Genomic DNA, 20,167 nt, shown 5'->3' with positions numbered 1-20,167 from the left:
GGGGGGGGGGGGGGGGTGGGGGGGGGGGGGGTTGGGGGGGGGGGGGGGGGGTGGGGGGGGGGGGGGGGGGGGGGGGGGGGGGGGGGGGGGGGGGGGGGGGGGGGGGTGGGGGGGGGGGGGGGGGGGGGGGGGGGGGGGGGGGGGGGGGGGGGGGGGGGGGGGGGCGGGGCCCCCCCCCCCCCCCCCCCCCCCCCCCCCCACCCTTCCTGCGCGCCTTATTCAGCCGGCGTAGGCTGCGTTGAGCAGTGCGGTGTCGTAGTACTCTTCGAAGGATTTAACCTTGCCGTTGGCGAAGCGGAAGACCTGGATGTAGCGGCCGTTGTACTTCACGTTCTTGCCGCCCCAGATTCCTCCGGCCTGCACGTCGATGTTGCTGTGCGAGCGGGTAATAATGACGTTCGGGTCCTCGCCGGGGAGGATCTCGTCGATGAACCAGTCGAAGGTGCCCTTCATGTCGTCGTGGATCGGGTCCCAGAATCCCTTGACGGCTTCCCATCCGATATGGCCGCCCACGTGCAGGACCGCAACGTCGCCGGTCACGAAGGGCGTTAGTACCTCGGGGTCCTCGTCGACCCATAGCGAGTAGAACCGCTCCTTGTCCTTCAGGTATAGGGAGAAGAACTCGATGATGACGTCGATGTTGCGTCGGGCGGTTTCGTTCTTGGTGGTGACCTCCGATAGGAGGGTCACGCCGTTGATGACTGTTTCCACGATCTGCTCCTACTTCAGGTGGGACGGGATGTCTTCGAGGATGACGGTTTTGTTTTCCAGGAACGGGCGAAGGCCGTCCACGCCGCCTTCACGGCCGAGGCCGGACTGCTTGAAGCCGCCGAAGCCGATCTTCATGTCGCTGCGGAAGACGTTGTGCCCGACGGTTCCGGAGCGCAGTTGGCGGGCGACGGCGTAGGCGCGGTCCACGTCGTTGGTGAACACCGAGTTGTTCAGGCCGAAGATCGTGTCGTTGGCCAGCGCGATGGCGTGTTCCTCGTTGTCCGCGGGGATCACGCTCAGCACCGGGCCGAAGATCTCCTCGCGGGCGACGGTTGCGTTGTTGTCGACGTTGGCCAGCACGGTCGGTTCGAAGAACCAGCCGCGCGACAGGTCCGCCGGGCGGCGGCCGCCGTGGGCCAGGGTCGCGCCCTCCGCAACCCCCAACTTGGCGTAGTGCTCGACCTTCTCGAGCTGGCGGCGGGTCGCGACAGGTCCCATGCCGGTGGCCGGGTCGAAAGGATCGCCAATCTTGACCCCGGCGAAGACTGAGCTCAGGGCCTCGACCAGCTCGTCATGGCGGCTGCGGCTGACGATGACGCGCGACAGGGACGAGCAGACCTGCCCTGTCAGGAAGCACGCGTAGCCGGCGATGGACTGCGCGGCAGTGGCGATATCGTAGTCGTCCAGCACCACTGCGGCGGACTTGCCACCCAATTCCAGGGTGACGCGCGCGATGCGCTCCGCGGCCAGACCGGCGATGCGCTTGCCCGCCTCCAGCGAGCCGGTGAAGGTGATTTTGTCGACGTCAGGGTGGCGTACCAGACGCTCGGACGGGCCGCGGTCGGCGGTCACGACGTTGAGCACGCCCGGCGGCAGCCCGATGGCCTCGGCGATCTCGGCCATGACATACCCGGCACCGGGGGCCTCGGGGGAGTTCTTCAACACCACAGTGCAGCCGGCCAGAAGTGCCGGAGCGATCTTGAAAGCCATGATGTTTATCGCGGCGTTCCACGGCACGATCGCGGCCACGACGCCCACTGGCTCGCGCACGATCAGTGCCAGCTCGCCGCCGCCGGGCGGGTTGTCGAACCGCTCCTCGAACGGGAAAGTGCCGGCCAGGTCCGCATAGTACTCGTACACGCCGCCGATGGTGCCGGCAAAAGCATGGGCCACCGCGTGGGTGCTGCCCATCTCGCTCGGCCAGATATGGGCCACATCGTCGACGCGCTCATGGAGCTTTTCGCCCATTGCGCGCAGGTACCCGGCCCGCTCGGCCGGGGTCAGGCGCGGCCACGGCCCGTGGTCGAAGGCGGAACGGGCCGCGGCGACGGCGCGGTCAATGTCCGCCTCGGTGGCTTCAGCGACGCTGACGTACACCTGCTCCGTGGCCGGATTGATGACGTCGATTTGTCCGCCGGACTCCGGCTCGACCCACTTTCCGTCAATAAACAGACTTTCCGGGCGCGTGATCGGCGCCGCCGATGTCGCTAGTCCTTGGTTCATTCCAGTCCTCTCTCGCCGGTTGGCCCGCAGTCAGTACGGCGAGCTCACCTAAATGGTAATACCTTTAAACGCGCTTCTTTAGGTTATGGTCTTTTCAGTTTTTCGCCGCGAGTGGCGGTCCCCGTTCCTGCCGCGGCAGGAACGGGGACGACGCCGTCGGACTCTAGGTTGAGGCGGCCAGCGCCAGCCCTGCCGGCTGGGCTGCAGGTTCCGCCGCCGGCGTGAACTTCTCCCGGTAGATCGTGCGCGGCGCCATGCGCCGGCGCTTGAACGCCTTGATGCCTGCCTCCACCATGACGGGCGGCCCGCAGAGGTAGCCCGAATAGCCCTTGCAAGAGTCGAAGTCCTCCAGCATGACGTCAGTGACGTGGCCGGTCCGCCCGTCCCACTCCTCCATGTTGAGCGCCGGAACGTAGTGGACGTTGGCGAACATCTCGGCGTAACGCCGCAGCTTGTCGGCGTCGTAGAGGTCTGCCGTGGTCCGGGCGCCTTGGTACAGATGGATTTCGCGGTCCGGATCCAGGCTCAGCGCGTGCTCCAGGATCGACATCAGCGGGGCCAGCCCGGTTCCGCCGCCCACCAGGATCAGCGGGGCGCCGTCGTCATCGGCATAGGTGAAGTCGCCGTACGGGCCGGACAACTCGATCCGGTCGCCCTCCCGCAGGGTGGCGAAGATCCACCGATCGGTCGCCTCCCCGTCCGGAACGCGGCGGATGTGGAATTCGAGTTCGGTCGCCTTGTCCGGAGGGCTGGCCATGGAATACTGCCGCTTGGCGCCGGTGTAGGGCACCGTGAATTCTGCGTACTGGCCGGCAGAGAACTCCATCGGCTTGTCCAGCGAGACCAGAAGCCGCCGAGTGTCTTCGGCGATGTCTGCCAAGCCCGTTACCGTTCCGGCAAAGTCCTGGAGCCGGTGCTGTCGGCCCTCGGCGCCGCTTTCGCCTACCGGCTGGATCTCGACGTCAGAACAGGGCGTCGCCTGGCAGGCCAGGGCCAGGCCCTCGTCCCGTTCGGCTGCGCTCAGCGTGTCCAGAGGGGATTGGCGGTGATCGACTTGCCCGCGCAGCACGCGAACCTTGCAGGTTCCGCATGTTCCTTGGTTACAAGAGTACGGAATCCAAGTTTCATTGCGCAGCAGCGAATCTAGGAGCGGCTGGTCAGGACGGCAGGTTATCTCATCGGAGGTTGAGGCCAGCTTCAGACCATGATGGACGCTTTCCACCACTGCTAGACCTCCCACTTCGAGTGCAGCGAGTCGGGCCCGCGGAATGCCCAGCCTGTGAAGTTGATTCGGTCTTGATCGACTTCTAGATTCGGAATCGCCTCGAACAGCTCCTCGAGCGCGATCCGGCACGCGTTGTTGCCGAAGTAGACCCCGGCGCAACCGTGTTTACCCGCGCCAAAGGCCAAATGAGGCAACGGCGGCCGTGTCAGGTCGTATTCCGACGGAGCGTTGAACTGGCTGTGATCATGGTTGGCTGAGCCGTAGGACAGCATCACCACCGACCCCGCGGGCAGGTCCACCCCGGCGACGGTCGTGTCCCGGATATTCTCGCGGGCCGTGGCCGACCAGATGGGGGAGGTCCACCGGATTCCCTCTGAGATGGCGCGCGGAATCAATCCAGGTTCATCGATGACGGCCTCAAGCTGTTCCGGCTTGGTGAAGAGCCCGGCGAGAGTGGCTGCCAGGGCGTGGGCGGGCTCCTGCAAGGCGCCCAGGATCAGGGCGATGATGGTGGGATAGATGTAGTCGCGGTCCCGGACCTGGCCTTCGGGCATTCCATCATGGAGCCAGTGGGAAATGGCGCTGTCATCTGGTTCAATCGTCCACTTGTCGAGCAGGGGTTCCACCACGGCTTTGATTTCCGCCTTGGCCTCGTCCGCGGGGATAAAGCCGTCTGGATTGGCAAAATCGCCGTTGCTGTCCACCGCAACGTTGGAGAAGGACTGGCTTAGCTTGTGGAACCACTCCCGCAGCTTTTCCGAGCTGACCTCTTTGAAACCGAGGTAATCGCCGACGGCCCTTACGCTGACCGGCTCACAGAACTGGGCCACCAGGTCTGCGTGGCCGTCATTTTCGAACTGCTCAATGTAGTGCCGGGCGATCGGACGGACCAGGTCGTCGATGTATCGGTCCACCTGCTTCGGCTGCAGTCCCGGATCGATCATGCCGCGCAGGTCCTTGTGGAGCTGCCCGTTCGAACCGATGATGGCGGGGTATCCGAAGATCCTGGCGCCGGTCTTGGGGATGTACCCCTGGAAGTCCGCGCCGGCAGCGACCTCCTTGCACACTTCATAGGTCGAGGCGACATATGCGCCGAGGACCGGAATGTAAGCCAGCGGTGCCTCATCGCGCAGCCGCTCGTAGATCGGGTAAGGGTCGCGCTCCAGCTGGGCCATGGTGATCTCATCGATCCAGCTCAGGGATACGGATGTCGTCGTCATTGTTTCTCCTGCTTCGTCACAGTTTGCCGGACCCTCCACGCGTGGTGCCCGGTGCTTCCGTTGCCGGCCGCATGCCTTTGAGTATGAGCAGGCTCACATTTGCTTCTCAATGGAATGACCGGGAAACGTTTCGCAAATGGGAGTGCATTTCGCAATCTGGATAGACCGGGAGCGCGCGAGCGCGGCGGCGGCCGGACCGACTGGTGGCAACTTCCTTCGACGCGCAGGCAACGTGTCGAGTGTCGGAGTCCCTTTACCGGCGCTGCTCTCGGCGGCCCGGCGTTCCTCTTAATGAGGGCACTCAAAAGCGGCCACTGGCCGGCGCAGGGAGGGACGGGCCAGCGGGCACCAGGTCTTCAGTCTGGATCGAAGGCGGGGTAAGCGATAGCAATCGGATACATTTGACAATGGTCGAACCAATGGAAAAAATGAACCAGATACATCGTTTCGGAACGCGCTACGCTCCTCCCGGCATGATCGGCGAGCCCGGATGCAAGGCCGAAGGGAAGTACTGCGCCTGACAAAGAGCCAACACTATGGCCACACTCCGCCGGACCGAAGGGACTTCTACATGCTGTATTCAATGACCACCCCCGAACGGAAGCGGATCGCGCTGCGCGAGGGCTTGTCCTCCGGCAAGCTGCAGCAGTTTCCCGGCGCGTTCAACCCGCTCTCGGCGCGGCTGATCCAGGAGAAGGGTTTCGACGGCGTCTACATTTCCGGCGCCGTGCTGGCCAATGACCTGGGGCTGCCGGACATCGGACTGACCACGCTGACCGAAGTCGCCACCCGGGCCGGGCAGATCGCGCGGATGACCGACCTGCCCGCCCTAGTCGACGCCGACACCGGCTTCGGCGAGCCGATGAACGTGGCCCGCACGGTGCAGGAACTGGAAAACGCTGGCCTGGCCGGCTGCCACATCGAAGACCAGTTCAACCCCAAACGCTGCGGCCACCTCGACGGCAAGAACGTGGTGGACCTGGAAACTGCCAGCAAGCGGATCCGGGCCGCCGCGGACGCCCGCCGGGACGAGAACTTCCTGATCATGGCGCGCACCGACATCCGGGCCGTGGACGGCCTGGCCGCGGCACAGGACCGAGCCCGCGCGCTGGTCGACGCCGGTGCGGACGCCATCTTCCCCGAAGCCATGCGCACCCTGGAGGAATTCGCTGCCATCCGCGACGCCGTCGACGTGCCGGTGCTGGCCAACATGACCGAATTCGGCAAGAGCGATCTGTTCACCGCCAAGGAGCTGGCCTCGGTAGGCGTGAACATGGTCATCTACCCGGTGACCCTGCTGCGCAGCGCAATGGGGGCCGCCGAGCGGACCCTGGACACGATCAAGGCCGACGGAACCCAGCAATCGCAGGTCGGGAACATGCTGACCCGTGCGCGTTTGTACGAGCTAGTGGATTACGAGGCCTACAACCACTTCGATGCATCGGTCTTCAACTTCCAGTTGCAGGACGATGTCATCCGCTCAGCTGTTGCAAAATAACGGCTGGTTCATCGCTGCGCGCAGAGAACCAGCCTTAATTCTTTACGACTGCGGTGGGGCACCTAATGATCACCCGGATCAACAACTACCGCCACAATGGTGCCTCACCGCCAATTCACACTAGGCGTAGACGACCACGACGCAAGTTGTGTGCCGCCGCCGTCCTTCCAGAAGCGGTCCCTGGCGACTCATATGCTGGTTCCGCACGTAATTTGGCCGACAGGATCCGCCGTCCTGTAAACGAAGCCAGCTTGTGGTCAGCGTGGTGCACCCGATGCAGCCCTGGCACCTGTTGTTTGCCGGCGCGGTTGAATCTGCGCCCTGGAGCTGGCGCGGGAGCCTTGCAGGCCCGGTAGTAACGACCCGTTGCGGGGGCCGAGTGTAGGTGCCAGTGTGGGTGCATGGCGGTGGAGGTCCGGGCAGCAGACGTCTTCGAGGACGTGAAGGCAATCGTGGGGCCCAAGCGTGCCGACGCGACCGTCTGTTGGTGCCTGAGCTATCGACTCCCGTCGAAAGACAACGTGGCTCTGCGCGGGACGGAGCGCGGCGAGATGGTCCAGCGCCTGTGCCAGCAGGATCCGCCGCCCGGAGTGCTCGCCTACGACGGCGACGAGGTGGTGGGCTGGGCGGCAGTGCACCCGCGGGCGGACACCAGCTTTGCCACCAGCCGGAAGATCCCGCAGGTTGACGACCTCGACGTGTGGTCGGTGTGGTGCATCCGGGTGCGGCCCGGGCACCGCGGCCAGGGCATCTCGCACCAACTGCTGGCCGGCGCGGTGGAGTTTGCGCGCGGGTACGGCGCTCCCGCTGTCGAGGGTTACCCGGTGGACAACCGCGGCGAGAAGGTGGATCTCACCATGGCCTATGTGGGTACGCGGAGACTTTTCGAGCGGGCCGGCTTCAGCAAAGCGGCAGACACCGGCTCGGTGCTGAACGGATTTCCCCGCGTCCTCATGCGGCTGAATCTGCGCTGACCTCTCGACGCGTTAAAAAGGAGGACGACGGCGGTGCTTGCGCGCCGCCGTCGTCCTCCTGATCTGGCTGGTTAGTGCTGTGGCTGGCGGGCAGGCAGCAGCGGGGCGAAGAACTCTGCGAGTTCAGCGGTCGCGGTCAGCGGCAGGACGTTCGCCACGTACTGGTCCGGGCGAACCACCACGATGGCGCCGTCGCGGGAGAGGCCGCGGACGTCGAAGATGTCCTCGTCCTTGGCGGTGCCGAAGACCTTCTCCAGGTTGGTCAGCTGGAACGGGCCGACTTGGGGCTTGAACACGGCGGGCACGGCGTTGATGTCGACGTCCTCGTGGTTCTGCTGGTAGATGACCTTCACATCGAACCAGGCGTCCAGGTCAGCGCCCTCCGGGGTGGCGGCCAGCGGCGAATCCTGCGCGGTTGCCAGCCACTCGCCCAGCTCCGCGACAGCGGCGGACTCTCCGGCCTTGGCCTGGTCGGCGAAGACGTAGATGCGCCAGCGGCCGTCGGCCTCGGCGAGGTGGCCCAGGTGCAGCGGGTTGGTGTCACATACGCGGGAGACCTTGGCGGACTTGAAGCGCTTGCCGACCGGGAAGCCGGTGGCCAGGTCCTGATACTTGGCCTCGGCCGTGAGCAGCGAGGAGGTGTACTCGGTCATGAAGCCGGCCGGGAACTCGGCGGTGCGCACGTAGAAGTCCTCGAGTTCCGAGGGGTCGTTGAACTCCTCGGGCTTCTTTGCCATCATCGTCGACCATTCCTTGTCGAAGTCGATGAGGTTCTTGGCCACCACCTGGCGCTCGGCGGAGTAGGTAGAGAGCAGGCTCTCCGGGCTGCGGCCTTCGAGCACGTGGCCCAGCTTCCAGGCGATGTTGAAGCCGTCCTGCATGGAAACGTTCATGCCCTGGCCGGCCTTAGCGCTGTGCGTGTGGCAGGCATCGCCGGTGATGAAGACGCGCGGCGTGCGGGTGCCGACGTCCTCGGGCAGCAGGTCATCGAACCGGTCGGTGAGGCGGTGGCCCACCTCGTACACGCTGTGCCAGGCTACGCTGCGAACGTCGACCGTGTACGGGGTCATGATCTCGTTTGCCTTGGCGATGATCTCCTCGATGGACGTCTGGCGGATCTTGCCGTTGTCATCCTCGGGTACCTCGCCGAGGTCCACGTACATGCGGAACAGGTAGCCGCCTTCGCGGGGGATCAGCAGGATGGAGCCGCCGTCGTGCGACTGGATGGCGCACTTGGTGCGGATGTCCGGGAAGTCGGTGTTGGCCAGCACGTCCATGACGCCCCAGGCGTGGTTGGCGCTGTCGCCGGCCAGGGTGCTGCCGATCGAGGCGCGGACCTTGCTCCGGGCGCCGTCGCAGCCCACCACGTACTTGGCGTGGACGATGCGCTCGGTGCCTTCATCCGGGCCGGCGCTGCGGACCAGCGTCACCTTCACCGGGTAGTCGCCCTCGTCGGTCACTTCGAGGGTCTTGAATTCCCAGCCGTAGTCGGGCGTCAGGCGGCTGGGGGAGTTGGCAGCGGCTTCGGCGAAGTAGTCGAGCACGCGGGCCTGGTTGACAATCAGGTGCGGGAACTCGCTGATGCCCATCTCGTCGTCAACCGCGCGGCCGCCGCGGACAATGTTCCGGGGGTTCTCGGTGTCCGGGCGCCAGAAGTTCATCTCCGTGAGCCAGAAGGCCTCGGCCGTGATCTGTTCGGCGAAGCCAAAGGCCTGGAAGGTTTCCACGCTGCGGGCCTGGATGCCGTCGGCCTGGCCCAGCACCAGCCGGCCGTCGCGGCGCTCCACCAGACGGGTGGTGATGTTCGGGAACTGCGCGAGCTGGGCAGCCGCGAGCATGCCGGCAGGTCCGGAGCCCACGATGAGCACGTCGACCTCGTCCGGAAGCTCCTCGGGGCGGTCGATGCCGACGCCGGCGGCGGGCTTGACCCGGGGGTCGCCTGATACGTAACCGTGGTGGTGGAACTGCACGGGATGTCCTCACTTCGTTGGGCCGTTTGCGGGTGGCCTGTGTTCTATATTTGAACACCGGGTTCGATAACTGAATAACCGGTCGGTTTAGCCACTGTACAAGAAACATGACGCAGCTAACAAGTAACGCAAACAACAGCGCGGGGTCCAGCACAGCGGCAAATATGGGCTCGGCCCCGGCATGGCGCCGATGGCCCGGTGGTGATGCCTGGCCCTGGGTGGCGCCAGCTGCCCCCGTTGGCGCTACTTGGGCCGCGTGGCGCTGATGACGTGGTCCCGGTCACGAAAGCTGACTCTGCGGGAGGTTGACCGTAGACTCCGGCCAACTGGGACTCCGGCGGTCCGCCAACGGCTGTGCGCCTTCCGGGTCCCTTGACTGCCGCTGAAAGGAACCGCTTCCTGTGACCATTCCCTATTTCGACGCCGGTGCCGTGCGTTCCGCCCTTCCCTTCGGTCGGGCGGTGCGCGCCATCGAGGAGGGGCTGCTGTCCGGCGTTGACCCGGAACTGGACAGCCCGCGGCTGTTCAGCCCCGCGCCGGACGGGGAATTCCTGATCATGCCGACGGAGGGCGGTGGCCGCTACTCCGGTGTAAAGGTGGCAACGATCGCGCCGTCCAACCCGGCCCGCGGACTGGAGAAGATCCAGGGCATCTACGTTCTGTTCGACGCCGAGACGCTGGCCCCGCTGGCAACCATGGACGGCGCGGAACTCACGGCCATCCGGACACCGGCCACCACCTTGGCCGCGGTAAAGAACATCGCTGCCGCGGCTCCGGACGGCGAGGGTTTTGGGGACGCTCCGCAGGTGCTGGTCTTCGGAGCCGGCGTGCAGGCACTGAACCACATCCGAGCCGCCCGGGCCGTCTTCGCCAAGGCCAGCTTCGCCGTGGTCGGCCAGCGTCCGCACCGGGTGGCGGAACTGGTGGCCGCGCTGGCCGCCGAGGGGATCGCGGTGGCCGACGCGACCGGCGAGCCGGACGCGGCAGTGGCGGGCGCCGACTTCGTACTGTGCGTGACATCCTCGCCGGTGCCGCTGTTCGACGGGAGGCTGCCCAAGGACGGGGCGATCATCGCGTCCGTGGGGCAGCACGGACTGGCCGCCCGCGAAGTGGACGCGGCGCTGGTGCTGCGCAGCGACATTGTGGTGGAAGGCCGAGCGTCCTCGTGGCGGGAGAGCGGGGACCTGATCCCCGCGCGCAGCGTGGAGGAGTGGCAGCAGATCCAACCGCCCAACCTGCGCGACCTGATGGAAGGCAAGCTGGTCCGGCGTCCGCGCACCTGCTGCCTATACACCGGTGTGGGCATGGCTTGGGAAGATCTGGTCTCGGCCGCCGTGGTGTACGAAGAGGGCCGGCCGGAGCAGTAGCCCGCGGACGCGGCTCCTGTGGGGGTGGGGCAACCGCGCGGCCGATGGACCGGCGGCCGGTGGCATGAAGGCCGTGGGCGGGCAACCGCCGTACAGTGGGCGCCACATTGGCCCTCCGAGAAGAAGGACTCCTGATGCTGGAGGCGCGGCGTACCTAGTAGTCAAGGCGGCAGCAGCCCGGAGGGCCAGCTCTTCTTGGGCTGCGGCAATCAATGTGGCGCATACCGTCCGGGGGCGAGGTTACAAGAAGTCGGCGGCCCCCGCCGGGCCTCGCCTCCGCGGCACCACGGTGGCCAGCCCAGAGTTTACGGCACAGCGACTTTTCGTGCTGCTCGGCCGTGCACCAGGTAATAGAGCGGAATGCAGGCGACCATCAGCCCGCCCAGCCAGACGTACATGCCGTCGAAGCCGGTCAGCGGGACCAGCAGGCCCAGCAGCACCGGGCCCAGTCCGGTGCCGATGTCCAGCATCAGGTAGTAGGTGGCCAGCGCCGTGCCAAACCTGCGCTCGGGAACCAGCCCGACGGTGATGGCCTGGGTCCCGGGCAGCAGGGTGCCGAAGCCCAGACCGCTCAGCACCGCGGAAGCGAGGACAACCCAGACCGCCGGCCCGAGCGCGAGCATCACCAGCCCGACCGCGAACAGCGCCATGGCCGGGTAGATCACCACGTTGTCGCCCCGATGGTCCTGAATCCTCCCGGCGGTCAGGCGCGACACCAGCACTGCGGCGGCAAACACGCCAAAGAACAGTGCGGCCGCATCCGTGGCACCGGCCGCGTTCGCATACGAGGCCAAGAAGGAGAGCACGCCGGAGTAGGCCAGACCGGCCACCAGCAGCACCGTGGTGATCGGCAGGACCGCCGGCTCGAAGACCTTCGCCAGCAGGCCGCCGGGACTCCGGCGCCTCTTCTCCGGCTCGCCGCTTAGGTCCTGGTGATGGACGACGGCGGCGGGCGCCGGCGGTGCCTCGGGCAACCGCAGGATGAGGGTCACCAGCATCGCGGCCACGGAACAGGCCGCGCAGAAGAGGAAGACGCGGTCGTAGTTCCCACCGACCACCAGCAGCACAGCCATCAGCGGGCCGATCGCGGTGGCCAGCGTGGTGGAAACCGCGAAATAGCCGGTGCCTTCACTGCGCCGGGTGGGCGGGATCAGGGCCTGCGCACCGGCCGTCACCGCCGTGTTCGCCAGCCCGAATGCCACACCGTGGACCAGTCGCAGCGCCAGCAGCACCGTCAGCGAACTTGCTGGAACGTACAGCAGGGACACGGCCACGAAGGCGGCCAGGCTGATCAGCAGGATCCGCCGTCGACCCACGTTGTCAATCAGTGGCCCGGCGAAGAACCGCGAGACCAGCGCACCGACGATGAACGCGCTGGACGCGAAACCGGCCCCGGCGTCGGAAGCCAAGAACCGCTGCGCCGCATAGAGCGCCATGGACGTCATCAGCAGGTAGAACACTATGTAGATGAACAGGTTGGTGCCGATTGCCAGCACAAAGTTCCTGCTCCATAGCTTTTCCTGCACGCGTTCGGCCTCCATGCCTGCTTGGTCCCGGACATCGCTGCCGTGGCCGGACGCCACGGATGACCCTGCGTCCCAGACTATGCCGTGGCGGGGCGGCAGGGGCGACCCGCGACGGGCTGTAGGGGCACCGCCGTAGCCGAAAGAGCCCTCGAAAACACGCAGCCTAAAGTCCGGGAACGCACGGTCCTGTGCCCAGCAGTGCCAGACCGGCCCGGTCGCCGTCCGCCAGCGAGGTCACGCCGTTTGCGCCGGCATGCATCAGTTGCTTCGGGTCATCGACGTGTGCCAGCCCCAGCACATGCCCGAGCTCGTGAATGATGACGGACCGTACATGCTCCCGCCCGTCTGGATAACCAAGGGTTTTCTGGAGCGCCGGCGCGTCCAAGGCAATCTGGCCGGCGACGAGAACAAACGGAGTTCCGGGGGCACTCACCCAGGAACTGCCGCCCAACCCGGCAATATCTCCCGCCAGCCCGGACACTTCGCTGGGGTCCGACCAGGTGATCAGCACCGGCGCCCACCTCTTGCCGTACCGATCCGGCTGGAAGCGTTCACGTCCTTCCTCGGCGAAAGCCTCGTCGGTGTGGCCGTCAAAGACGCATTGGAGTCCGCTGCCAGCCGAGACCTCTGCGATGGCTTCCTCGATCACTCCCTCGGATCCCGGCGGCGCGTTATCGGGACGGACCACGTAGTGGATCGGGCGGCATGGGTCATAAGCGACGAAGGGCTGTGAAGTCCCCGGCGGTGTTGAGTACAACTGATAGGCATCCGAATCCGGAACGGCGGGCGGGTTCTCGAGCGGAGTCTCAGAGGCTTCGACTCCGCGGGGCGGGACGTCCGCGCCCGGGAGATATGGCGCCACCGCGGGCATAAGGTGCCTGTCGAACAGGCCCGGCGCAGAGTACAAGGCGATGACAATGGCGATAGCTAGGCCAGTGGAGAGGCGGCCGCGCCAGCGTGATTTCTTGGTGTGTGCGTCTGACCGGTGCTGCATCCGTTCCCCTCACCGTCCCTTGAATGGCAACATCATACGTTTCACCAGAGGGAGGGAAATTTGGTGGACACGAGGCGACGCCTGAGCGGCTGTGCGCACCGCCGTCGTCCTCAGGGAAGTGGATGTCGCCGCTCGGATGCCTGCACGGCGGACAGACACGCAACGCCAAACGTCACGGCCAAGGCGAGGACCAGGAGCAGGGGAGCGGCCCAGCCGCCGGTCACGGTGTGCAACCACCCGGCCAGCGGCGGGGCGCAGGTCGCGGCCAGATATCCGCCGGTCTGGATCCGGGCGGAGGCGCTTGCAGCCTGACGGTCGGTGCTCGCGATGCGGGGAATGACGGAGAAGATCACGGTAAACCCGCCGCCTTGGGCAATGCCGCCCGTGAACGACCACAGGAGGTAGGCGTCGGGAGCCAGGAGGAGGCCGACCGGCAGCGTTAGCCACAGCACCGCAACGCCTGCCGTCGGCACCCACGGCCGGGCGCGCGCCGCCAGGAGCGGCACCCCGAGCGCACCGACAATCGCCGCGACCTGGAACAGGGAAGCGCTGGCTCCGGAGGCCGTAGGGGAGAGGCCCCGAACATCGGACAGCAGCAGTGGCAGCCAGGTGGTGGTCGCATAGTAGGCGGCCGACTGTCCGCAGAACGCCATGGTCAGCACGGCCACGATCCACCTGTTGCTCCGTCCCCGGAGGGCCTCCGCTGCCCGGACAGCCGGGGTACCGGGTCCGTCGGCGCCGCGGCCGCCGGCTCCCGCTGCGCGGGCGGACGGCTGATCGGCCGCAGTGCTCCGGTCAGGCCGAAGTGCTTCGCGCCGCCGTCGCGCCGTCGGAAGCCAATAGGCCAAGCCAATAACCACCACGACGCCCCAGGATGCCAGTGCCCACCGCCACCCAACGAGTGCAGCGAGCGGTGCGGTGCCCAACACCGCTGCCACCCGACGTTCATGATGGCCGAGTACGCGCCGGTGACCGCTGAGACCCGGTTCCACGGCACATCCCGGCGGATCAGCACGGGCACCACGATGTTGCCCAGCGTGATGGCGGTAGCGATGATCGCGGTGCCTGCGAAAACCACGGGAGCCGGGCCCAAGGAACGGATGACCGTTCCGGCCAAGACGCCCCACAGGCACAGCAGCACGGTGGCTTCAGGACCCCATCGTCCGATGGTGCGGGTGGCCAACGGGGTGGCCAACGCGAAGATCAGCACCGGAAGGCCCGTGAGCAGCCCCGCGCCGGCGGCGGTCAGACCGATGTCGGCCTGGATGTCGCCGAGGACGGCGGTTGGCGCGATGATCGGGGCGCGCAGGCTCACGGCGAGCATGGCGATGCCCAAAACTACCCACGGCAACGACGGCCGGGAGGCGAGTACGCGGTCCGTCGTCGGCTCCTTTACTTCGTTTCAGGGTGGGCCGGAGTCCGGCAGCCACCTCAGCCACCCTAGCCGACGCGGTCAGCGGTCGGCGGTCCGCGGGTTGCCGGGCAGGGCCGGTCCTAGCCCAGGTAGTTCTGCCTCAGATCTGCGCTCACGGCATGCGCCGCGGGTGCAAGCACCTCGAGAACCGGGCCAGCGCGGAAACCATCGGTGGGCACGACGACGGCGATGGACGCTACGGCGTGTCTGTACGGCCCCTTGATGGGGACGGCGACGGCGGTGGCGTCCGGGTGGATGTAGCCGCGGGTCACGGCGTGCCCTTCGCGGCGGACTTTGGCGAGGACCGGCCGCAGGTCGGCGCTGCTGGGGCGTGGCTCGACCGAGTACCGCGGGCGCGGCAGTCCCAGGACCTCTTCCTGCCGTTCTGGCGGTGCATTGGCTACGAGGACCAGGCCGCTGGACGTGGCGTACCAAGGGATGCGGCCGCCAACCTTGGTGAAATTGATGACCGACTCGGGGGCGGACAACCGCTCGAGGTAAAGGATCTCGCCGCCCTGGAGGATGCCGAGCTGGGCGTGCTGCTTAAGCTGGTCGCGGACTCGCTCGAGGTGCGGCAGTGCGATCTCTCGCAGGCCAACGACGCCCGGGGCGCGGACCGCCAGCTCCCACAGCCGGACACCGAGGATGATGTCGCGGCCGCGCCGCTCCAAAAGCTCTAGGCCGATTAGTTCGGTCACGATGCCATGGGCGGTGGCCATCGGCAGGCCGGTCCGGGCGGCTATCTGAGTCAGCGTCAGCTCATTGCTGGAGGGATCAAATGCCTCCAGGATCTCGACGGCACGGGAGATAGCGGACCGGCCGGCGGAAGACCTCGCCACGTCACCAACCACTGTTTATTCGCATGATACGAATTCTAGCTTAGTGCCCTTGTGATCCACACCATACTTTCGAAAGACCCGGGCGATGGCCGGGCTAACTGACCGAAAGGCGGATCATGACGATCGCACCGACTGCCTCCACTCAGACCTCGCCGGAGGCCCATTGGCTGGACCCGGCTGAACTGGCCCGCGACCCGTATCCGAGCTATGCCCGGCTGCGCGAGGAGTCGCCGGTGGCCTGGTCTCCCGCGGTGAAGAAGGTCCTCATCTCCGGCTACGAGGGCTGCAGCTTAGGCGAGCGGCACCCCGAAATCTTTTCCTCCAACGTCTCCGGCGGCACCATGGTCCGGGCGATGGGCGGGCAGCCGATGATCCGCAAGGACGACCCCGAGCACGCGGCGGAGCGGGCACCGATGAACCGGACGCTGCGGCCCAAACAGATTATGGAGATTTGGGCCGGGAAGTTCGAGGCGAACGCCCGGCACTATCTAAACCGCATGCAGGACGTCGGCACAGGCAAGGCCGACTTGAACCTCGACTTCGCCAAGCCGCTGGCAGCCAAGAACCTGTGCGACATGCTGGGCATGACCAGCGTCGAGCCGCTGGACCTGGCGCGCTGGTCCCGTGACTTTATCGCCGGCACGGGCAATGTGCTCGACAAGCAGGAGATCTGGGACCGCTGCGAGGTCTCCCGGATGGAGTGCGACGCAGCCTTGGACGAGACGATCGCCCGGTTGCGTCGCAGCCCGGATGCGTCCATTACCTCAATGCTGCTGGAGTCCGGCATGGACGAGGACAAGGTCCGCAACAACGTGAAGCTGGCGATCTCCGGCGGCGTCAACGAACCACAGCACATGATCACCAACCTGGTCTGGCTGCTGGACCGCTCGCCCGGGCAAAAGGCCCAACTGCTGGCCGACCCCGAATTGTGGAAGCAGGCCTTTACCGAGGGCGCGCGTTATTTCTCCCCGATCGGCATGATCACCCGGGAAACGGTCTCCGACGTCGTTGTATCAGGAGTTGCCATCCCCGCCGGAACGCAGGTGGGGATGATCCTGGCCTCGGCGAACCGGGACGTGAAGCAGTTCACCGATCCGGATGTGTTTGATATCCGCCGCAGCGGCGGACCCAACCTAGCCTTCGGCAGCGGCGTGCACCAGTGCGCCGGCAAGTGGGCCGCACAGAAGGCGGTGGGCGAGATCGCCGTGCCGATGCTCTACCGGGAACTGCCGAAGTTGCGCCAGGATCCGGACCGAAGCGAGACCTGGGACGGCTGGGTCTTCCGCGGCATGACCAGCCTTCCGGTCGCCTGGTAATCCGGCGGCCCGCACTACCCCCAATCCACCACCAGAAGGACGACGATGTCTACGAACACACAGCCACCAACCCTGGCCTCCGGCTCCGCCATAGTGCGCGAACGGCGGCGCGTGATTTTTTCCAGCTACCTGGGCACCACCATCGAGTTCTACGACTTCCTGCTCTACGCCACTGCCTCGGCGGTCGTCTTCGGGCCGGTGTTCTTTGCCGGGCTGGACCCGTGGGCCGGCGTCGTCGCCTCCTACGGAACATTTGCTGCCGGATACGTAGCGCGGCCGCTGGGCGGCATCATTTTCGGCCACTTCGGCGACCGGCTGGGCCGCAAGAAACTGCTGGTCATCTCGATGATGCTGATGGGCCTGGCCTCGACAGCGATCGGCCTGGTCCCCACGCCGGACCTGATCGGTCCCTGGGCCGCCGTGATGCTGGTGGCCCTGCGCGTGCTGCAGGGCATCGCCGTCGGCGGGGAATGGGGCGGCGCGGCGCTGATGGCGCTGGAGCATGCTGATCCCAAGGCCCGCGGCTTCGCGGCATCGTTCACCAACGCCGGCGCGCCGACCGGTTCAGTGCTGGGCCTGCTGATGATGAGCATTTTCTCGGCGCTGCCGCAGGATCAGTTCCTGAGCTGGGGCTGGCGCGTGCCATTCCTGCTGTCCTTCGTGCTGCTGTTGCTCGGGCTGTATGTGCGCTCACGGGTGTCGGAGAGCCCGGTCTTCCAGCAGGCGCTGGAGCGGGAAACTGCCGAACGCGCTGCCGCTCCGAAGGTCCGCCGCACCATTCCGCTGCTGCAGGTGCTGCGCCGGCCGGGTCTGCTGGTGACGGTGATCCTCGCGGCCACCTCCGCTTTTGCCCTGCAGACGCTGCTGTCCACGTTCTCCATCACCTACACCGTCTCGCTCGGCGTGCCGCGCTCCGACGTGATGCTCGCCTTCGCCGGCGCCGGTGTGATCAGCATTGGCACCACGCTGCTGATGGGACGGATTTCGGACCGGGTGGGCCGCAAGCCGCTGATGATCGCCGGCAACATCTTGTTCATCGCGGTCACCCCGGCGGTCTTCGCGCTGCTCTCCACGGGAACCATGGGCTCGATTTTCCTGGCGTTCACGCTCGGCATCGTGACGCAGACCGTGCTGTACGGACCGATGGCCGCGTTCATCGCCGAACGCTTCGGCACCTCCTCGCGCTATACCGGAGCTTCCGTCGGCTACCAGGTTGCCACGCTGCTGGGTGCCGGCTTCACCCCGCTGGTACTGGCCAACCTCTACGGCGGCAGCGGTGCATCGCTGACACCCGTGATCGTCTACCTGTCGATCGTCGCCGCCGTCAGCCTGGTCACCGTAATCTTCATGCCCGAGTCCAAAGACCGCAGCTTGGGCGACGAGCCAGGCGGCATCCCCGCGGGACGATCTCCGCAGCAGGCTGGGCTGCCAACTCAAGGCCGTCGACGACTTCGTTGAGATTGAAGTGGACATACCGGCCGCGCAGAGCTGAGCCGTCACCGGTGCCCCGGCACCGCCAACTGTCCGTGCCGCGGGGTTGACCGGCACGGACAGTTGGCGTTTCGGACGAAAGGCGAGCACCGCCGTCGTCGTCAGGGGAGGTTTGTGGCGCTGCGTCGGGCGGTGAGCGGAGCCCGCCCACGATGGTAAAGTCGGGGCAAGTATGCTTTCCGTCCGCAGTGCTGCGCGGAACGCCGTCGAAGCGCCTTGGGCGTGTCGGCCAACTCAGACTTCAGTGCCGGCAACTCCGGCGTAGGGCGCCGTAGCCCGCAAATAAATAGCACCACAGAGATCGGAACATATGAACGCCAAGACCCTGCAGACTCCTCCCAAACTCGCCAAGGGCGCCATGCGCATTGTGCCGCTGGGCGGGCTGGGTGAAATCGGCCGGAACATGACGGTGTTCGAGTACGGCGGCAAGCTGCTGATTGTTGACTGCGGCGTGCTCTTCCCGGAGGAGCAGCACCCGGGCGTGGACCTGATCCTGCCGGACTTTTCCTACATCCGGGAGCGGCTGAACGACGTCGTCGGCATTGTCCTCACCCACGGGCACGAGGACCACATCGGCGGTGTGCCGTACCTGTTGAAGGAGCGCGCCGACATTCCGGTGATCTCAGCGAAGCTGACGCTGGCGTTCGTGAAGACCAAGCTGCAGGAACACCGCCTGAACGCCAAGATGGTGCAGGTCAAGGAAGGCGACCGGAAGAAGTTCGGCCCGTTCGACCTGGAGTTTTTGGCCGTCAACCACTCCATCCCGGACGGCCTGGCCGTGGCCATCCGCAGCGGCGCCGGACTGGTGCTGGCCACCGGCGACTTCAAGATGGACCAGTTCCCGCTGGACCGCCGGATCACCGACCTGGCCGGGTTCGCCCGGCTGGGCGACGAGGGCGTGGACCTGTTCCTGCCCGATTCCACCAACGCCGAAGTTCCGGGTTTCCTCGCCGCCGAGGCCGATCTGGTGCCGGCCATCGACACGGTCATGCGGACCGCCCCGCGCCGCGTGATCGTCTCCAGTTTCGCCAGCCACGTCCACCGCATCCAGCAGGTCATCGACGTGGCCCACAAGTACGGTCGCAAGGTCGCCTTCGTGGGCCGGTCCATGGTGCGCAACATGACGACGGCGCGCGAGCTCGGCTACCTGAACATCCCGCGCGGTGTGCTGGTGGACTTCAAGGAACTGGAGAAGCTGCCGCCCACCAAGGCCGTGCTGATCTGCACCGGCTCCCAAGGCGAGCCGATGGCGGCGCTGGCCCGGATGGCCGGCGGCGACCACATGATCGACCTGACCGAGGGCGACACCGTGCTGCTGGCCTCCTCGCTGGTGCCCGGCAATGAGTCGTCGATTTACCGGTTGATCAATGACCTGACCAAGCGCGGCGCCAACGTAGTCCACAAGGGCAACGCCAAGGTGCACGTCTCCGGCCACGCCTCGGCCGGCGAGCTGGTCTACTGCTACAACCTGGTCCGCCCGAAGAACGTGCTCCCCGTGCACGGCGAGCACCGCCACCTGAAGGCCAACGCCGAACTGGCCGTCCGCACCGGTGTGGATCCGAAGCGCGCGCTGATCGTGGAAGACGGCACCACCATCGACCTGAAGGACGGCGTGGCACGGGTCTCCGGCCAGATCGCCGCGGACTATGTCTACGTGGAGAACATGGTGGCCGGTGCGGCCACCGAAGCCTCCCTGCAGGACCGGCTGCGGCTGGCCGAAGACGGTGCAGTCACCGCCTTGCTGATCGTCAACCCGGACACCGGCCGTTTGGAAGAAGAGCCGGAGTTCTTCCCGGTCGGCTTCGCCCCGGCTGTTGAGCAGCTGGAGAAGGCTACCGGCATCGTGGAAAAGACGCTGATGCAGCTCCGTGGGGACAAGACCGGTCCGGAGGCCGAAAAGGCGATCGCCCAGGCCCTGATCCGTTGGTCCGACCGGGCCCTCCGCCGCAAGCCGGTGGTCACGGTCATCATCGTCGAGGCGTAGCCCTTTAGCTTCACAAGCAGCGGCGCCCCTGCCCGGCCTGAACTGCTCCCCGGAAGTTGGACTGAGAAATTCAGTTCCGACTCCCGGGGAGCAGTTTTATGCAGGCAAGTAGTTCACTATCCGAGGAACAGCGCG

Annotated in this window: 15 protein-coding genes; 6 read left to right on the top strand and 9 right to left on the bottom strand. The window is 66.4% G+C overall.

Features of this window, described 5'->3' with window-relative positions; translation table 11 throughout:
• Positions 1-219: 219 nt before the first annotated feature.
• The 4 genes from AC5RW2_RS36735 to AC5RW2_RS36720 all read right to left on the bottom strand — a co-directional run bounded on the left by AC5RW2_RS36735 (position 220) and on the right by AC5RW2_RS36720 (position 4,659).
• A complete protein-coding gene (locus AC5RW2_RS36735) occupies positions 220-711 on the bottom strand; it encodes a nuclear transport factor 2 family protein (protein ID WP_493964482.1) in 492 nt (163 codons plus the stop codon).
• Positions 712-720: 9 nt separating this feature from the next.
• A complete protein-coding gene (locus tag AC5RW2_RS36730) occupies positions 721-2,214 on the bottom strand; it encodes an aldehyde dehydrogenase (RefSeq protein ID WP_493964483.1) in 1,494 nt (497 codons plus the stop codon).
• Positions 2,215-2,377: 163 nt separating this feature from the next.
• Positions 2,378-3,436, bottom strand: a complete 1,059-nt coding sequence (locus tag AC5RW2_RS36725) for an NADH:ubiquinone reductase (Na(+)-transporting) subunit F (protein WP_494075106.1) — start codon at positions 3,434-3,436, stop codon at positions 2,378-2,380.
• Positions 3,437-3,441: 5 nt separating this feature from the next.
• Complete coding sequence (locus AC5RW2_RS36720) at positions 3,442-4,659, bottom strand: cytochrome P450 (protein WP_493964485.1); 1,218 nt, start codon at positions 4,657-4,659, stop codon at positions 3,442-3,444.
• Between the two features lie 571 nt (positions 4,660-5,230).
• Here AC5RW2_RS36720 and prpB point away from each other — a divergent pair.
• Together prpB and AC5RW2_RS36710 are read left to right on the top strand one after the other, a co-directional pair.
• The gene (prpB, locus tag AC5RW2_RS36715; protein WP_493964486.1) at positions 5,231-6,157 is read left to right on the top strand and encodes a methylisocitrate lyase; all 927 of its coding nucleotides are present in this window, start codon (positions 5,231-5,233) and stop codon (positions 6,155-6,157) included.
• Between the two features lie 401 nt (positions 6,158-6,558).
• Positions 6,559-7,131 (top strand): GNAT family N-acetyltransferase, encoded by a 573-nt coding sequence (locus AC5RW2_RS36710; RefSeq protein WP_493964487.1) that lies wholly within the window; start codon positions 6,559-6,561, stop codon positions 7,129-7,131.
• A 71-nt stretch (positions 7,132-7,202) separates the two neighbouring features.
• Here AC5RW2_RS36710 and AC5RW2_RS36705 read toward each other — a convergent pair whose 3' ends face one another.
• A complete protein-coding gene (locus AC5RW2_RS36705; protein ID WP_493964488.1) occupies positions 7,203-9,101 on the bottom strand; it encodes an FAD-binding monooxygenase in 1,899 nt (632 codons plus the stop codon).
• A gap of 401 nt (positions 9,102-9,502) precedes the next feature.
• On the opposite strand from AC5RW2_RS36705, the gene AC5RW2_RS36700 reads away from it, so the two are divergent.
• Positions 9,503-10,468: an ornithine cyclodeaminase family protein gene (locus tag AC5RW2_RS36700; RefSeq protein ID WP_493964489.1), complete on the top strand. Its 966-nt coding sequence runs from the start codon at positions 9,503-9,505 to the stop codon at positions 10,466-10,468.
• Between the two features lie 305 nt (positions 10,469-10,773).
• Here AC5RW2_RS36700 and AC5RW2_RS36695 read toward each other — a convergent pair whose 3' ends face one another.
• The 4 genes from AC5RW2_RS36695 to AC5RW2_RS36680 all read right to left on the bottom strand — a co-directional run bounded on the left by AC5RW2_RS36695 (position 10,774) and on the right by AC5RW2_RS36680 (position 15,241).
• Positions 10,774-12,051: an MFS transporter gene (locus tag AC5RW2_RS36695; RefSeq protein ID WP_493964490.1), complete on the bottom strand. Its 1,278-nt coding sequence runs from the start codon at positions 12,049-12,051 to the stop codon at positions 10,774-10,776.
• A 106-nt stretch (positions 12,052-12,157) separates the two neighbouring features.
• Entirely contained in the window at positions 12,158-12,682 is a 525-nt protein-coding gene (locus AC5RW2_RS36690) for a matrixin family metalloprotease (RefSeq protein ID WP_494075104.1), read from the bottom strand.
• A 416-nt stretch (positions 12,683-13,098) separates the two neighbouring features.
• Positions 13,099-13,848, bottom strand: coding sequence for an MFS transporter (locus tag AC5RW2_RS36685; protein ID WP_494075105.1), 750 nt, complete (start codon positions 13,846-13,848; stop codon positions 13,099-13,101).
• A gap of 634 nt (positions 13,849-14,482) precedes the next feature.
• On the bottom strand, positions 14,483-15,241 hold the full coding sequence (locus AC5RW2_RS36680; protein ID WP_493964493.1) for an IclR family transcriptional regulator: 759 nt from the start codon (positions 15,239-15,241) through the stop codon (positions 14,483-14,485).
• 116 nt (positions 15,242-15,357) lie between these two features.
• On the opposite strand from AC5RW2_RS36680, the gene AC5RW2_RS36675 reads away from it, so the two are divergent.
• The 3 genes from AC5RW2_RS36675 (at position 15,358) to AC5RW2_RS36665 (ending at position 20,032) form a co-directional block, all read left to right on the top strand.
• Positions 15,358-16,557 carry a cytochrome P450 gene (locus tag AC5RW2_RS36675; protein ID WP_493964494.1) on the top strand — a complete coding sequence of 400 codons (1,200 nt, stop codon included), beginning with the start codon at positions 15,358-15,360 and terminating at the stop codon, positions 16,555-16,557.
• Between the two features lie 45 nt (positions 16,558-16,602).
• The gene (locus AC5RW2_RS36670; RefSeq protein ID WP_493964495.1) at positions 16,603-18,015 is read left to right on the top strand and encodes an MFS transporter; all 1,413 of its coding nucleotides are present in this window, start codon (positions 16,603-16,605) and stop codon (positions 18,013-18,015) included.
• Between the two features lie 343 nt (positions 18,016-18,358).
• Positions 18,359-20,032 (top strand): ribonuclease J, encoded by a 1,674-nt coding sequence (locus tag AC5RW2_RS36665; RefSeq protein WP_493952102.1) that lies wholly within the window; start codon positions 18,359-18,361, stop codon positions 20,030-20,032.
• Positions 20,033-20,167 lie beyond the last annotated feature (135 nt).

The sequence above is a fragment of the Arthrobacter sp. B0316-1-20 genome, from assembly GCF_059091865.1.
Note: the sequence above shows the minus strand (reverse complement) of the source record. Positions and strands in the feature narration are given on the sequence as shown.